This is a genomic window from Hyunsoonleella flava, assembly GCF_004310325.1.
GTDB classification, from domain to species: domain Bacteria; phylum Bacteroidota; class Bacteroidia; order Flavobacteriales; family Flavobacteriaceae; genus Jejuia; species Jejuia flava.
The window spans coordinates 98,864-114,315 of sequence record NZ_SIRT01000004.1 but is presented as its reverse complement, the minus strand read 5'-3'; the positions used below and the strand labels follow the sequence as shown (position 1 = coordinate 114,315).

The following is a 15,452-nucleotide window of genomic DNA, read 5'->3' as shown; positions in this document are numbered from 1 at the left end:
GGAATAGTTACTTTTGTTCTATGCAATTGCAATACTCATTTATTATACCAGTTTATAATCGACCTGAGGAAGTTGATGAACTCTTGAATAGTTTTAAGGGTATGACTACTAATTTGGAGTATGAAATTGTAATAGTTGAAGATGGGTCTACTCAAACTTCTGAGGCGATAATTGATAAGTATCAAAATAATTTAAACATCTCTTATTTTTTTAAGGAAAACACGGGACCTGGCGATTCCAGAAACTACGGGATGCAACATGCAAAAGGCAACTATTTTATTATTTTGGATAGCGATGTGATATTGCCAGAGAATTATCTGGATGCAGTTGATAAAAGTTTAAAAGAAACCTATGTAGATTGTTTTGGTGGGCCAGACGCTGCACATGAATCATTTAGTGATTTGCAAAAAGCCATTAATTTTGCCATGACCTCATTTATTACCACTGGAGGCATAAGGGGTAATAAAAATGCTGTAGATAAATTCCAACCGAGAAGTTTTAATATGGGACTTTCAAAAAAAGCCTTTCAAGCTTCAAAAGGCTTTGGACAAATACATCCTGGGGAAGATCCAGATTTGTCATTACGATTATGGGATTTGGGATTTAAAACAAAATTAATTCCTGAAGCTATTGTGTACCATAAGCGACGTATTTCATGGAGCAAATTTAAACAACAGGTTCGGAAATTTGGCTTGGTGCGCCCCATTTTAAATAAATGGCACCCGCAAACAAAAAAGCTTACCTATTGGTTTCCCACTGTGTTTATTATAGGTTTTGATGTATCTGTGATATTGGCAATTTTAGGGTTTAGTTGGTTGCTCTTTTTATATATTCTTTATTTTGCAATTGCTTTTATTACAGCGATTTACACCACAAAAAGCTTAAAAGTGTCCTTAATGGCGTTGTGGGCAATTTGTATACAGTTTTTGGGTTATGGTTTAGGGTTTTTAGAGTCAACCGTAGCTATTCATATATTGAATAAAGACCCCGAAACGCATTATCCAAAACTTTTTTTTAAGTTGAAATGATAAAAACGATAAAATCAGAATTATTGACTTCCATTAAGAATAAAAGGCTTAATGTGTTTTTGTTGTTTCTGCTTTCTGCTTTTGTAATTTTAATTTTCACTAAACTATCAAAGGAGTATACCAATACTGTAGCATTAAATATTAAAAAAATAAATGTTCCTGATAATGAAGTGATTCTGAAAGATTCCACACAAAAATTGTCGGTCACACTCAAAACCCACGGTTTTAATTGGTTAAAATATTACTTTCAATCACCTAACGTGAGTATTGATTTTTCAAACGAAGTTTATAAAAAGCAAAACACCTATGTGTATACAAAATCAGTATCATATCTCAACGAAAAAAAACCATTTCAAAATAATGTAAAACTCTTAGGCATTAATCCGGATACGCTAGTGTTTAAATATGATACTAATCTTGTAAGGAAAGTGCCCATTCGCATTGAAATGGACATATCGTTTGCACCAGGATTTGACGTTTTAAATGATTACGCCACCATTCCAGATTCCGTAACTATCATTGGTCCGCATGAAGTTGTTGAAAGCATTAGTCATATAGATGCAGAAAAGGTATCACTTAAACAAGTAAAAACAGATATTTCACAAACAACAACACTAATTTTTCCTGAGAATTCTAAAGACCTAAAGTTTTCAGTTAAGGAAGTTACGTTTATAGCCAATGTTGAAAAGTTCACTGAGGGCACGGTTACAATTCCTGTGAATATTATTAACGTGCCTCAAGATATATCAATTAAGTATTTCCCTAAGGAGGTAAAAGTATCCTATTATACCAGTTTGGATAATTTTAATAATATAAAACCAAACGATTTTAGAGTAAGCTGCGATTTCAATAAAGTAGATGAAAATCAATTTATACTTATTCCAGAATTGGTCAAAACACCAGAAGGGGTAAAGTATGCGAAACTCAATCAGCAGCAAATAGAATTTATAATTTTGAAATGATAACAGTTGGCTTAACAGGAGGCATTGGTAGTGGCAAAACTACAGTAGCTAAAGCATTTGAGGCTCTAGGTGTACCAGTTTATATAGCTGATGTTGAGGCAAAAAGATTGATGAATCGTTCTAAAGTTATAAAACGAAAATTAATTGCCTTATTGGGGGAAAGCGCTTATGTTGATGGAAAGCTAAATAGGCCATATGTTGCGAATATCATTTTTAATGATAAATCCTACCTAGAGAAAATGAACGCTATTGTACACCCTAAGGTAGCACGTCATTTTGAAAAATGGGCAGCAAAACAGCAAGGGCCTTATGTAATTAAGGAAGTGGCAATTTTGTTTGAAAATGGTGGTAATGCACAGTGCGATTTGGTTATAACAGTTACTGCACCTAAAGCATTGAGGATAGAGCGCCTTTTGAAGCGAGACAATACAACTAAAGAAAAAATTAAGGTAATAATGAAAAACCAATGGAGTGATCGTAAAAAAATAAAACACTCAGATTTTGTAATTGTGAATAAAAACCTAGATGGCACAAGACTTCAAGTGCAAAAGATTCACCAAAAAATTCTTCAAAAAATACAGTAAGTTCTAGATTTTAACATTTTTGTTAATGTAAGGTTAAATGATAAGTTGGCTAAATGTTAAAATGTTAATTTTGGGTAATGAGCAAAAAAGTATTTGTCCTATCGGTCATATTAATGAGTCTGTCACTTATAGGAATTATTTTTGTTCAGGCATATTTTATAAATGACGCCTACGAAAACGAAAAGGAGCGTTTTAAATTTAATGTAAAAAGTGCTTTAAGTTATGTGTCCAATGCTATTGAGAAGAAAGAGCTTGATAATTATTTTGAGCGTTTTCAAAAGTTGGACAGTGAAAAAAAGATAGACTCAGCTGCTGTTTCACAGTTATTTATTTATCAAAGGAATAACAGCACGAAAGACATGCTTATTTATAAAAGTGATGTTTTAGAAGAGAACTATAAGTTATCTTCTTCGCTCTTTGACATTGGTTTAGATAGTATTGATATCAAACGAATTATAGGAAATTCTGAAATGCAGGTTATCGAGGGTTCTGAATCTTCAGATATCGATATTGACAAATCTCCTATTTTAAATATTGTGCACAGTGGTGTGCTAAGTGAAGCTCAAAGAAATTCTTTTGAAAAGAATTTTAGAGCTTTAGCAAAGCAAAGACCTGTTTATGAGCGTGTTTCCACAGATGAATTAGAAGAAATGCTAAGGTCGAAACTGCAACAAAATAGTATTGATATCGATTTTGAATTTGCAGTTTACAGTAGAGATTTGGCAACCAAACTTTACAGTGACGAATTTGAAAAAACGGAAGCGTCAACTTTTAGCGTGCCTATTTTTTATGATGAGAATAATCAAAGTAATTATAAGTTGTTGGTAAACTTTCCAGGCGATAATAAATTTATCTTCTCCTCAATTTTGGGAATGGTTTTATTATCAATTGTGTTTACATCCATCATAATTATTGCATACTCGAGCGCTTTGTTTCAATTGATAAAACAACGTAAAATATCACAAATTAAAACGGATTTTATCAACAATATGACGCATGAGTTTAAAACACCTATAGCTACAATTAATTTGGCATTAGACGCTATAAAAAATCCTAAGATCATTGATAGCAAGGATAAAGTAATACGTTATCTTAATATGATTAGGGAGGAAAATAAACGGATGCATGCTCAAGTTGAAAACGTATTGAGAATATCTAAACTAGAGAAGAATGAACTAAATATTAGTAAGGATAGGGTTGATTTGCACGACCTAGTGGAAGATGCTGTTACCCATGTAGAATTGATTGTAGAAGACAGACAAGGGTATATAAAAACACATTTAGAGGCAGAACAAACATCCGTTTTAGCGAATGATACACATTTTACAAATGTGATAGTGAATATGCTGGACAATGCCATTAAATATTCACCTGACGGACCTAAAATAGATGTTTTTACAGAGAATGTAGGCACTAATATTTTATTAAAAATACAAGATCAGGGTAGTGGCATGAGTAAAGCTGCTGCCAAACGTGTTTTCGAAAAGTTTTATAGAGAACATACGGGAGATATACATAACGTAAAAGGTCATGGTTTAGGGTTAGCTTACTTAAAGCGAATCGTTGATGATCACCAGGGCTTTGTTTCAGTAGAAAGTGAAAAAGGTAAAGGAAGTACATTTACAATAAAACTTCCGGTAATATCATAAAATTATGGAAGAACAAAACAAGAAAATTTTATTAGTAGAAGATGACCCAAATTTTGGGACCGTTCTAAGGGATTACTTAATGATGAATGATTATGATGTGGTTCATGCTAAAAACGGTATGGAAGGTTTTGAAAAGTTTAAAAAGGACGATTACGATTTATGTATTTTGGATGTGATGATGCCATATAAAGATGGATTTACGCTTGCTAAAGAAATTCGTGAGAAGAATACAGACGTACCTATCGTATTTTTAACTGCTAAAGCCATGAAAGAAGATGTGCTTAAAGGATATAAGGTTGGTGCAGACGATTACTTAAATAAGCCGTTTGATAGTGAAGTGTTGCTTATGAAAATAAAAGCGATAATGCAGCGTAAGGCCACAGAAACAATAGCAGATAGCAAACAATTTGAATTTGAAATAGGACGTTTTCATCTAAACTCTAAATTGCGTTTTTTAAGATTTGATGGGGGAGAGCCAGTAAAATTGTCCCCAAAAGAGAATGAATTGTTGCGCTTGTTGGCGTTACATGAAAATGATTTAATGCCACGAGAATTGGCTCTGACAAAAATATGGCGAGATGACAACTATTTCACATCAAGAAGTATGGACGTGTATATTGCGAAGTTACGCAAGTATTTAAAGCCAGATGAAAAAGTTGAAATTTTAAATATTCACGGTGAAGGCTTCAGATTAGTGGTGAATAGCTAGAAAGATTCTATAATTGATAAAAGAGAAATCCAGCAAAAGCTGGATTTTTTTTGTTTTTAAAACTTAGAAAAATCATCTATTGCGAAAGCACTTTGATAGGAACTCTCATTAATCGAATCGTTTTCATTTGAATCATAATCCACTAAAATCTTCCATACGCCATTTTCTTTTATATGAATGACGTGAAATTTACCGTAATACGACTTTTCATCTGACGTTTTTGCATTTTGGGTTAATTTATAAATCCCGCGCTCTGATGCTTTCTCTCCATTTTGAATGCGTTCTAAAAACCGAAATGAAATAGTTTGATTTAAAGATGCATCTTTCCACCAACTTTTATAGCCTTCAATGTATTCCATTTTGTTTTTAATATGCTTTGAATTCCCACTAATGCGAATCAAGCTATCACTATGAATACTAGCAAATAAATTAAAGTCAAGTGTTTCATAAGCCTTTGTGAAACTACTCCAGACTTCTAAATTTATGGATTTTAGAGTTTCATGATTTTGTGCTTTGGCAGCATGTGTTGCAAACAAAAAAATACACACAAAAAAAGAATATAAAGGCTTCATGTTTAGCGTAAAAAAACAAAAGATAAGAAAATTTTAGATGCGCTTTTGAAGCCATTCCTTAAACTCGTAAAAGTTTTGTGGTGCTACACCATGCCCAACAGGAAACTCAGAATACACATTTTTTATTTGCAATGTGTTTAAAAAAGGTTGTGTTTGTCTAGCCCAGTCAGGCGGTATTACCTGATCTAAACTGCCATGGGAACAATAAAAGTCTAAATGCGAATAATCTTCTTTATTTAAATCTTCAGGTAAAATATCTTGATTAATATAACCGCTTAAGGCTACGATGTTTTTAGCTTTCTGAGGATAAGTTAAAGCCACGGCATAGCTCAAAATTGTGCCTTGGCTAAAGCCTAAAAGTGTAACGTTATCTTTTTCTGCATCATATTTTGCAACGATTTCATCAATAAATCTAGAAATCAAGTCCACCGATTGTTTAGCTTGTACATTATCATTCCATTTTCCTTTTTCGGCATCAAAATTAATAGCGTACCAAGCATTGCCAAAAGGTTGCATGCTGTAAGGTGCCCTAGCAGAAACTATTAAAAGTTCCTCAGGTAATTCATTTGCGAAAGAAAACAAGTCGTTTTCATCACTTCCATAACCATGTAACATGATGAGTAAAGGTGCGCTTTCTTCTATATTTGAAGGACGCATAACGTAATCTAAAGACAAGGATGTGTGTAGCATATTTATTAACCTACGCTTGAAAAAATTCTTTGAAAAAAGTCGCCAACCAATGGCACTGTTTGTACTTTACCACCAACTGCATTAATTAAGGCGTAGATGATAAGAATAGCAAAACACAGATAGAATGCCGAAGTAACCATCCAGCTATCAAAAGAACTGGCAACAAATGCGAATAGATGGAATACAATCCATAATCCTAAAGATTGTCTTACATTGAAACTTATAAAAGGATTTTTCTTATCGTTATTCATAAAATAAGCGATAATGATACCAATAATTCCTAAATAGCTAACAACCGAGAGCCCTTTACCTTCTTGAATATCTTGTTGTGTCATTTTACTTTAAAGCTAAAATATTATTAGAAATAACGCCATAAACACTTCCCTTTAAACTTTCTCCTTTAAAAATTGAATTGTGTGATTTTGAAAGTATATGTTCTTTTGAAAATGTATATTTTGTATTTGGATTGAATAACGTAGCATTTATTTCGTTACCAATTTGTATTGACGCTTGGTCTAAGCCAAATCTTTGTTTTCCTTTGGTAAGGATGTCTATAGTCTTTTTTAAGGTGAATTTTTGTTGCAATGCACCAAAAGCACTTTCTAAACCAATGGTGCCATATTCTGCGTGATCAAATTCAACCTTTTTTAATTCAATATCCAAGGGGTTGTGGTCGCTTGTTACCATATCGATAGTGCCGTCTTTCACGCCGTCTATCAAAGCATCAATATCTTCTTGAAGGCGTAATGGTGGCTTCACTTTAAAATTAGTGTCAAAACCTTTTAACGCGTCATCTGTAAAATAAAGGTTGTGTATGGCAACACTACAGCTTATATCTAGTCCCTTAGCTTTGGCATCTCTAATTAATGCTACACTTTTTGCGGTAGAAATTGTTGGAATATGCAATTTTCCTTCTGTATATTCCAATAAAAATAAATCTCTTGCTACTTGTAGCTCTTCTGCAAGCGCAGGATTTCCCTTTAAGCCTAATGCTGTACTTGTAATATTTTCATTCATAACCCCAAGTCCAGAAATCTTACTTTCCTGAGGAAATGAACAAACCAAGCCTCCAAAATTGCTAGCGTATTGCAAAGCAATCTTTAAAAGATTAGGATTTGAAATAGGCGATTTGTAATCGTAAAATGCCACGGCGCCAGCATTCATCATATCATATAATTCAGCTAAATCTTCTCCCTTACTATGTCGTGTTAAAGCACCAAGTGGTAAGACGTTAACCGCGCTGTTTGCACTCTTCGATTTGATAAAGGATACATCAGCACTAGTATCGATTATCGGATTTGTATTTGGATTTAGTGCTACCGCAGTAAACCCAGATAGCGCCGCAGTTTTAATTCCATTGGCAATGTTTTCCCGTTCTTCAAAACCTGGTTCTCCAAAAGACACACTGCTATCAAACCAACCTTGGGAAATATGGAGGTTTTCAAAAGCAATTTCCTGATAGTTTTCTGGATTTTTTAGTTTAGAACCTATTTTGGTAATTAATCCGTCTTCAATTAAAATATCTTGAGTTGTGTTATGAAAATCACTTTTAGCATCAAGTATTGTGGCGGATTTTATGAGTATGTTCATTTAAAATATTTTAAGATGAGCATTTCCGTAAGCAACAGAATTAGTGCAAAAATAACAAACCATTTCCACAAGGCATTAACTTTAGTCTCACTTTTTAACGTATCAAACAATTCGCTTATGGAACTACTGGTTTCTACAAATTCAAGATTATCAACATTTTGATACGTTAATGCGCTTTCCTTTCTGTTAAAATTAAAGCTCACATTCTTAATGACGGACTCATTATTTCTAACTTGGTAGATGCCATCACGTTTTGGAAGTTCATCTGTAGTTATCAAGACTTTGTTATTAAAGTTTTGTTGTCTCGGGATGATGCTCTCACTATCGCGTTGCAAGGTTAATACTTCGTCCTGCTGTAAATTCACTTTTACCTCAAAGCTATTTTGCGTTCCAATATTATAATACAGTTCTGGGATTTTAAAGCTGCGCTTTGCAATGTTGTATAACGTTGGGACGATCAAGGGCGAACTTTTAAAGTTTGAATTTTCAGTATTTAATGGTCCCGTAAAAAGATACATTTTATTGCTGCTTGTTAAAAAAGGCCTTCCATCTTCAAAAGAAAGTATAGGAGCTGCAGCGTTAGAGTTTAGACTGTAAAATGAGTTGATTTTTGGGTATTGAAAGTTGGTAACGCGTTTTTCAAAAACACCGTTATTGTAAAGTGGATGGCTATAGTTTATGGTGGTAATACGCTTTTCTGATGACACTTCATTTTTAAAACCTAGCCTATAATTTGATAGTAAACCATTGTAGGAACTGATAGTTGCATTTTTAGCAGGAATAATTAAAACTGTACCGCCATTATTGGTAAAGGCACTTAAAACTGTACTGAGAGCATTTGGGATGGTTTCAAGTTCATTAAGAATAATAAGGTTTTGATTGTTTATACGATTATAGTCCAAGTTTTTTAAGCTATAATTCATGAATTCAAATTCATCTTCAGTATAAATACGTTTCAGAAAGTTTGAATCTGTACTGTTGATTGCCAAAACATTAATCTTTTCTGGGGTGTTAAAATTGAAGAACAGCCTATTGTCGAACGTTAGGTGTGTGTCATTAATTTTTATTTCACCATTGATGACTTCGTTTGTAGGTAAATCAAATATAACTTTTGCTTCGTCATCAATTTGTGTAGAGGTTTTTGCAATTAAACTATTACTGTTAAGAAGTGAAACCGGTAAATTTTCAATGGGATTACCACTATTCTTTAAACTAACGGTTAGCTCTAATTTGGTTGGATTTGATTTTGAGATATATGCGGAGTCTATTGCTACGTTTTGAGTATTAATAGGCTCTAATTTTACTACATGCAACGTTATTAGGTAATCTTTTTCAGGATTAAACATTTCATCTTGATTCTGAAAATCTGAAATAAAAATCAGGTTTTTTACAGTCTTAGCGTCTTTACTAAATAAATTTTTACTTTTTAAGAGTGCAGTTTTAAAAGACACACCGTTAGGGGCATACTCCAGTTGCAATAAGCTATTTTTGATAGCTCCTAAGGTTGTATTTTTATAGGTTTCAGAATTTGTGAAAATGGATAAATTCTCATCTTCTGGTACATTAAGTAGCAAGTCTTGAACCGCTCGTTTCAATAAAACACCTCTGTCGCCTTTTGCCTGCATACTGAAGGAGTTATCTAAATATACAACCGTTTCGGTCTTTTTGTTGAGTGTGTTATTTTTTGAATAAAAAGGTTGTGCAAAGGCAAAAATGATAGCAGCAAACAGTAATAATCTGGTAATAAGTGTTAACCATTTTTTTAGCTGTGAACTTTTACGGGTTTGTATCGCCACATTTTTTAAAAAAGCAACATTGGTAAAAGGTACCTTTTTAAATTTTCGAAGCTGGAATAAATGAACTATTATAGGAATAACCAGTAAAAATAAAGCGTAAAGAAGTTCGGGGTATTTAAACTGCATTTATTTTTTTAGTTTATCAAACCTACGTATTTTTTTTGATTCTAATTATGTCTAACAAAAGAAAATATAGTCCTTAAACGGTTCTAAATTCAATTTATTTAAATATGCTCTGATTTCTTTCTGAGCGTCCTTATTGGCAACTGTTATCAAACTTTGTGGATTTTCAATCTTTGCTAGTGCATCAAAATTAAGCATACGCTTCCCATAAATTTCCTTTCCAATTTTATTTGGGTTATCGCAAATCCATTCAAAAGGAATATGACGCTCAATAAATATACTAGCCATTAGCTTTCCTTTTGTACCTGCGCCCCAAATCACTAGGTTTTTTGAAGGATTATAATCAATATCTAAAAAGTGTTTTACTTTTAAAGCTGTAAAATGATTCTGAGCATAGTGTACATGGGTTCTAGAAGTTCTGGTACTGTAATCACGCCATTTGTGGATCACAGTGTTACAAGGAATACATGAATAATCATTTTTATAAAATCGGAATGTTAGGTCGTAATCCTCTGGATAAACATCAGGATAAAATGCACCACAGGCCTCCAGGTCCGCTCGATATAGCATCCAACAAGGTGAGGGAATAACACATTCTTTATAAATTTCGCTGTAGTTATTGCCTAATTTGGTAAGCGTATTAAGCCAAACTTCATAGCTTTTGTAACCAGGACCAACACCATTGGCATTAAAATATTCAACCAAGCCAACAGCCACATGGTTTTTTCCATGGGTCAATAAATTATGGGCTAAAACTTCAAGCTTGTTAGGTAACATAATATCATCACTATCCATGCGTGTTATCAAAGTCCCAGAACTGTTTTTAAAAGCCAGTTTTAAAGCATCAATAATACCGCTTCCATTATTTTTTAAAAGTTTTATGCGACGATCTGCTGTTGCAAATCTTTCAACTAATTTATAGCTATTGTCTGTAGAATGGTCATCTACAATGAGTAATTCCCAGTTTGTATAGGTTTGCTCTAGAATAGAATTTAAGCATTCTGCTAAAAAACGTTCAGTATTCTTAAATGGTGTTAATATGCTTACTAGTGGCTGTTGCATGAGCGAATATAGTATCTTTTAACAAAACCTTGGGAACACATGGTAGCACATAATATTATTTTTGCATTCACTTTTTAATTTAAAAATTTACAAATGAATATTAGAGTTTTTATAGCGTCAATTTGCCTAAGCGTAATGCTATTTGGTTGTGGCGCAGGAAAAGGTAAGGTAAATGATTTGGCCATTAATTTGCCAATTGATGCGCATATTGATTTATCAAATGTTGTGGATGATAAAGCCCCGGTTGTAATAAACCCTGGGCGTTTCACTGTTGAAACCGTAACCTATCGATTGCCGCGGGTAGTTCAAGGTACGTATTCCGTAAGCGATTTTGGAAAATATGTTGAAGATTTTAAAGCGATTGATTACGACGGGAATGCAATGCCAGCCAATAAAGTTGATGATAATTCTTGGACGATTGAAAACGCAAAATCACTTGATAAAATTACTTACAATGTTAACGATACCTATGATATTGAAACCAAAGGAGGCATAGGAGAGGAGCAGCCATTTTCTCCATCAGGCACTAACATTGAGCCAGAAAATTATGTGTTGAATTTACATGGTTTTATTGGGTATTTCGATTCGCTTAGAAGCAATCAATATAAATTAGATGTTACTGCTCCTGCAGATTTTGTGCGTACTTCTGCATTGCAGAATACATCTTCAAGCACAGGTGATGATGGTAAGTATATTACATCAAGTTATATAGCGCCAAGATATTTTGACATTACGGATAACCCAATGATGTACGGTAACTTGGATGTTGAGGAATTTCAAGTTGGAGATATAAAAATAGTTTTAAGCGTGTATTCGCCAAATAAAGTCCATACGGCAGCATCATTAAAAGAAACTGTTTTTAAGATGATGAAAGCTCAAAAAGCATATTTGGGGGATATTAATTCTACGCCCCGATATGATATTTATCTGTACCTATCAGAAGGAAAGGAAGACTCACCAAAAGGGTTTGGAGCATTGGAGCACCATACATCTACTGTTGTAGTTTTACCAGAAGCCATGGACGAAGCTGCTTTGGCTGAAAGCATGATTGATGTGGTGTCTCATGAATTTTTTCATATTGTTACACCTTTGAGTGTGCATTCTGAGGACGTTCATTATTTCGATTATAACAACCCAACATTTTCAAAGCATTTATGGATGTATGAAGGCGTTACTGAGTATTTTGCCACATTATTTCAAATAGATCAAGGTCTTGTTGAAAAAGAAGATTTTTATAATAAGATCATGGGTAAAATACAGGCATCAAAGGCTTATAATGACGCTATGAGTTTTACCATTATGAGTGAAAATGTGCTTAAAGCACCATATAAAGATCAATACATTAACGTTTATCAAAAAGGAGCGTTAATAGGAATGTGTATTGATATTTTAATGCGTGAAGAAAGTAATGGCAATAGAGGTATTTTATCTCTAATGAAGGAATTGTCAAATAAGTACGGGAAAAATAAGCCTTTTGAAGACGACAAATTAATTGCTGAAATAACAGAAATGACATACCCATCCATTGGAGAGTTTTTAAATACTCACGTCGTTGGAGATTTACCTATAAGGTATGAAGACTTTTTTGAAAAAGTAGGGCTGGAAATAGGAGAGACAAAAATTAAAGCTAATTATATTATACTGAATAATGCTCCTATCGTTAGCGGTGATGGGCAAAAAGGTACTATATTTTTTACTGAAGCAGCATTACAGAACAGTTTTTGGGTAGAGCAAGGTGTACAAGCTAATGATGTTATTGAAAGCATTAATGGCACTGAAGTCACTTTGATGAATGCCAATCAAGTGCTTCAGGAAGTGTTTATGTGGAAACCAGGAAAGGACATTGAGGTAAAGCTGAACAGAAATGGTGAAGAAATTGTAATTAAAACTACAACAACACAAGGTTATACTACAGGCAAAGGCTTAATTGAAAAAGAAGATGCTACCGAGGAGCAGGTTGCTCTTAGAAAAGCTTGGATGAAAGGGTAAAAATTTAAACCATAATAAAAAAGCGATTATTTCATTTTGATTTAATCGCTTTTTTAGTTTTTGCTAATCCTCTAAAAGATCGGGACGGCGCTCTTTAGTGCGCTTATACGCCTGTTCCTCTCGCCATTCTTCAATTTTAGGTAAGTTGCCGCTAAACAATAGTTCCGGAACTTTCCATCCATTATATTCTCTAGGTTTTGTATAAATGGGAGGCGCTAATAAGTTATCCTGAAAAGAGTCAGTCAAGGCAGAGGTTTCATTGCCTAAAACACCAGGAATTAATCGTATTACAGCATCACACAATACCGCAGCTGCAAGCTCTCCACCAGAAAGCACAAAATCTCCTATAGAAATTTCTCTGGTAATTAAATGGTCACGAACACGTTGGTCCACACCTTTGTAATGTCCACACAGAATGATAATGTTCTCTTTTATGCTAATTTGATTCGCTATACCTTGATTAAGGGTTTCCCCATCAGGCGTCATATAAATCACTTCATCATAATTGCGTTGCGATTTGAGGTTTGAAATACATTTATGAATAGGCTCTACCATCATTACCATACCGGCTCCACCACCAAATTGTGTGTCGTCTATGGATTTATAATTATCAGTGGCATAATCACGAAGATTGTGAAAATGAATTTCTACCATATTAGCTGTTATAGCACGCTTTAAAATGGATGCTTCAAACGGACTTTTTAGCAATTCTGGTAATACAGTAATAATATCTATGCGCATAATTTAAATGTTATCGCAAATATAAACGAATTGTTCTTTATTAATATACAAAAGGCTGCCTTGTAATGAGACAACCTTTTTGTTTTTAATCTCTGTTTAAATATTGAAAACTATGCTGAATTTACTCTAGAGCGTCGGCTTGGTAAATTCATAAACTCATACATATCACTATTTAGCATCTTTTGGTACAAGTTTTTGTTTACTGAAACAGGAATTTTTAAATCAGGAAACTTAATGAAGTACTTGTTTCCTTCTTTGCCATTAAAATTGACTTTGACAGATGTTGCTTCCATAATTTAAAATATTTAAGATTAAACTATAAAACTGAATGTTCTGTATCAAAAAATATTCCAAATGAAGTTTGATAAAACCAATGAGAATTTGTCAGGTTAAAGATTTAATAAACCTAGAATTTCTTCTTCAAAACCATTAGAGAACATATTGGCATGCCCATTAACAATCTTATTTTCGTCGCTAACTAAAATCACTTTTGTAAGCGGGTAAACGGCTAATTTTTGTCTGGACATTTCTGGCTCTTCAAAAATATATTCGTGTTGAAGCGCATTCCTTTTATTTTTTATGGTGGATATCCAACGCTCTTTACTGTAATCGTCAATATTTACGGAGATAAATTCTACTTCAGGATATTTTTTAGTTAGTTCTTTAACACGTTTATGCGTGGTGTCAAAATAATCCTTGTATAAATGGGACCAAAAATAAACAACGGTAGGCTTGTTTATGATGGTATTCATATTTATTAAATCATTTCTTAAGTTTCGTACATGTACGTCTGGAAACAACTCTCCCGGTTTCAATTTATTAATGGAGGAGTTGTAAGCCACAATTAAGTCGTTATGCTTTTCATTTGTGCTTTTTGATAGGAAATAGTTTATCACTTTATCATTATCGTCAACTTTTTTACTTTTTGACAAGAAAGTCATGGCGTAATGATAAAGCAATTGGTTTTTAATATCTTTATTTTTAATCAAACTGTCTACAGCCTTCATTTTATCAAGATTGTAACAACAATTTGTCCAAATCTCGTAAGGTGATTTTGCGTGTTTTACATGAGTTTCCAACGCTATGTTGTTGAAGCTACGTTTAAGGAATGCGTTATAGTTGAAATAATCTTTGAAGAATTCATCATTGTAATTCAGGTTCTTGCGATAACTATAAAAATCAGCAGGTAAAGCTTCAATTATTTTTTTCTTATTCCTTCCATACTGCACAAACGGATAAACTTCTTTACTGGAATAATAATCGTAATCGATATTAGCTTGGGCAATTTTGTTAAATAGTTCAGAAGTATTATGTTTTTCTTGGTAATATTTTAATTTTCTTAGCTTTTTATTTCTAATAGAATCTATTTCAGCTTCAAAAGCTTCTGGTTTTAATTGACATAATTTGAATACTTGCTTTTCCTCTTTTTCGCTTTGAAGAAAATCATTAATTAAATAATTGTTCTCTTTGGCGCCTTTGCCAGTGTACACCAAAGATTCGTCAAAATCAAAAGTATTTAATCGAAACATGAGGCTGTCACCAGGCTCTAATAGCACCATTTGAATTTCACCGCCATGACGAAATGTGTAAAATCCAGAGGTTAATCCTTCTATTTTGTATGAAAAACGATTATTCCCATCAAGTTTTACAGTGTCTAAAACTTCCTCAGAATCATAAAGAACCACATAGTCAGTGTTCTTATTAATTATTTCGCCTCCAAGTATTGCGTAGTTACAAGAGTCTGTACCACAACTAATTAAAGCAAAAGCAATACATACTATGTATAAGTATATTTTCATAAATCCCTCTTCAAAAAAAGCAGACGTCATAATCTACTCTTACAAAAATATGTTTTGCACTAATAATAGGCTGTTAAGGCGTTGTTAAATGTTATAATATCACTAATAAGGCTTTAAAAATTAAATGTATTATACTTAAGTAACGCTTAGATTTTTTT

The 15,452-nt window shown here is 33.3% G+C and carries 15 protein-coding genes; 6 read left to right on the top strand and 9 right to left on the bottom strand.

The annotated features are described in order from the left end of the window. Positions 1–20: 20 nt before the first annotated feature. From EYD45_RS07070 to EYD45_RS07050, 5 genes are all read left to right on the top strand, one after another. On the top strand, positions 21–1,028 hold the full coding sequence (locus EYD45_RS07070) for a glycosyltransferase (RefSeq protein WP_130963839.1): 1,008 nt from the start codon (positions 21–23) through the stop codon (positions 1,026–1,028). Continuing rightward, complete coding sequence (locus EYD45_RS07065; protein ID WP_233702556.1) at positions 1,025–1,990, top strand: CdaR family protein; 966 nt, start codon at positions 1,025–1,027, stop codon at positions 1,988–1,990. Before EYD45_RS07070 ends, EYD45_RS07065 begins: the two co-directional genes overlap by 4 nt. Next, entirely contained in the window at positions 1,987–2,574 is a 588-nt protein-coding gene (coaE, locus tag EYD45_RS07060; RefSeq protein WP_130963838.1) for a dephospho-CoA kinase, read from the top strand. The genes EYD45_RS07065 and coaE overlap by 4 nt, the downstream gene beginning before the upstream one ends. Before the next feature lie 77 nt (positions 2,575–2,651). After that, positions 2,652–4,223: a sensor histidine kinase gene (locus tag EYD45_RS07055; RefSeq protein WP_165453898.1), complete on the top strand. Its 1,572-nt coding sequence runs from the start codon at positions 2,652–2,654 to the stop codon at positions 4,221–4,223. A gap of 4 nt (positions 4,224–4,227) precedes the next feature. Further along, entirely contained in the window at positions 4,228–4,932 is a 705-nt protein-coding gene (locus EYD45_RS07050) for a response regulator transcription factor (protein ID WP_092580534.1), read from the top strand. Between the two features lie 56 nt (positions 4,933–4,988). On the opposite strand, the gene EYD45_RS07045 is transcribed toward EYD45_RS07050, so the two are convergent. From EYD45_RS07045 to EYD45_RS07020, 6 genes are read right to left on the bottom strand one after another with little or no spacing between them, the layout of a single operon-like run. Beyond that, positions 4,989–5,504 carry a DUF4440 domain-containing protein gene (locus tag EYD45_RS07045; RefSeq protein WP_130963837.1) on the bottom strand — a complete coding sequence of 172 codons (516 nt, stop codon included), beginning with the start codon at positions 5,502–5,504 and terminating at the stop codon, positions 4,989–4,991. 33 nt (positions 5,505–5,537) lie between these two features. Beyond that, positions 5,538–6,194, bottom strand: coding sequence for an alpha/beta hydrolase (locus tag EYD45_RS07040; protein ID WP_130963836.1), 657 nt, complete (start codon positions 6,192–6,194; stop codon positions 5,538–5,540). 5 nt (positions 6,195–6,199) lie between these two features. Beyond that, complete coding sequence (locus EYD45_RS07035; RefSeq protein WP_130963835.1) at positions 6,200–6,529, bottom strand: hypothetical protein; 330 nt, start codon at positions 6,527–6,529, stop codon at positions 6,200–6,202. Between the two features lies 1 nt (position 6,530). Further along, positions 6,531–7,784 carry a dihydroorotase gene (locus EYD45_RS07030; RefSeq protein WP_130963834.1) on the bottom strand — a complete coding sequence of 418 codons (1,254 nt, stop codon included), beginning with the start codon at positions 7,782–7,784 and terminating at the stop codon, positions 6,531–6,533. Continuing rightward, a complete protein-coding gene (locus tag EYD45_RS07025) occupies positions 7,781–9,706 on the bottom strand; it encodes a vWA domain-containing protein (RefSeq protein ID WP_130963833.1) in 1,926 nt (641 codons plus the stop codon). The genes EYD45_RS07030 and EYD45_RS07025 overlap by 4 nt, the downstream gene beginning before the upstream one ends. 51 nt (positions 9,707–9,757) lie before the next feature. After that, positions 9,758–10,765, bottom strand: a complete 1,008-nt coding sequence (locus EYD45_RS07020) for a glycosyltransferase family 2 protein (RefSeq protein WP_130963832.1) — start codon at positions 10,763–10,765, stop codon at positions 9,758–9,760. A 99-nt stretch (positions 10,766–10,864) separates the two neighbouring features. Between EYD45_RS07020 and EYD45_RS07015 the strand changes: the two genes are divergently transcribed. Then, complete coding sequence (locus EYD45_RS07015) at positions 10,865–12,754, top strand: M61 family metallopeptidase (RefSeq protein ID WP_449404364.1); 1,890 nt, start codon at positions 10,865–10,867, stop codon at positions 12,752–12,754. Positions 12,755–12,817: 63 nt separating this feature from the next. Here EYD45_RS07015 and trmD read toward each other — a convergent pair whose 3' ends face one another. From trmD to EYD45_RS07000, 3 genes are all read right to left on the bottom strand, one after another. Continuing rightward, the gene (gene trmD / locus EYD45_RS07010) at positions 12,818–13,495 is read right to left on the bottom strand and encodes a tRNA (guanosine(37)-N1)-methyltransferase TrmD (protein ID WP_130963830.1); all 678 of its coding nucleotides are present in this window, start codon (positions 13,493–13,495) and stop codon (positions 12,818–12,820) included. Between the two features lie 110 nt (positions 13,496–13,605). Next, positions 13,606–13,788 carry a hypothetical protein gene (locus EYD45_RS07005; RefSeq protein WP_130963829.1) on the bottom strand — a complete coding sequence of 61 codons (183 nt, stop codon included), beginning with the start codon at positions 13,786–13,788 and terminating at the stop codon, positions 13,606–13,608. Positions 13,789–13,884: 96 nt separating this feature from the next. Then, entirely contained in the window at positions 13,885–15,294 is a 1,410-nt protein-coding gene (locus EYD45_RS07000) for a TlpA family protein disulfide reductase (RefSeq protein ID WP_130963828.1), read from the bottom strand. Between the last annotated feature and the right edge of the window lie 158 nt (positions 15,295–15,452).

Coding starts and splice junctions, on each gene's coding strand:
- EYD45_RS07045 (WP_130963837.1), bottom strand. CDS start 5,504: ATGAAGCCTTTATATTCTTTTTTTGTGTGTATTTTTTTGTTTGCAACA.
- coaE (WP_130963838.1), top strand. CDS start 1,987: ATGATAACAGTTGGCTTAACAGGAGGCATTGGTAGTGGCAAAACTACA.
- EYD45_RS07035 (WP_130963835.1), bottom strand. CDS start 6,529: ATGACACAACAAGATATTCAAGAAGGTAAAGGGCTCTCGGTTGTTAGC.
- EYD45_RS07025 (WP_130963833.1), bottom strand. CDS start 9,706: ATGCAGTTTAAATACCCCGAACTTCTTTACGCTTTATTTTTACTGGTT.
- EYD45_RS07065 (WP_233702556.1), top strand. CDS start 1,025: ATGATAAAAACGATAAAATCAGAATTATTGACTTCCATTAAGAATAAA.
- EYD45_RS07055 (WP_165453898.1), top strand. CDS start 2,652: ATGAGCAAAAAAGTATTTGTCCTATCGGTCATATTAATGAGTCTGTCA.
- EYD45_RS07020 (WP_130963832.1), bottom strand. CDS start 10,765: ATGCAACAGCCACTAGTAAGCATATTAACACCATTTAAGAATACTGAA.
- EYD45_RS07050 (WP_092580534.1), top strand. CDS start 4,228: ATGGAAGAACAAAACAAGAAAATTTTATTAGTAGAAGATGACCCAAAT.
- EYD45_RS07070 (WP_130963839.1), top strand. CDS start 21: ATGCAATTGCAATACTCATTTATTATACCAGTTTATAATCGACCTGAG.
- EYD45_RS07005 (WP_130963829.1), bottom strand. CDS start 13,788: ATGGAAGCAACATCTGTCAAAGTCAATTTTAATGGCAAAGAAGGAAAC.
- EYD45_RS07030 (WP_130963834.1), bottom strand. CDS start 7,784: ATGAACATACTCATAAAATCCGCCACAATACTTGATGCTAAAAGTGAT.
- trmD (WP_130963830.1), bottom strand. CDS start 13,495: ATGCGCATAGATATTATTACTGTATTACCAGAATTGCTAAAAAGTCCG.
- EYD45_RS07040 (WP_130963836.1), bottom strand. CDS start 6,194: ATGCTACACACATCCTTGTCTTTAGATTACGTTATGCGTCCTTCAAAT.
- EYD45_RS07000 (WP_130963828.1), bottom strand. CDS start 15,294: ATGAAAATATACTTATACATAGTATGTATTGCTTTTGCTTTAATTAGT.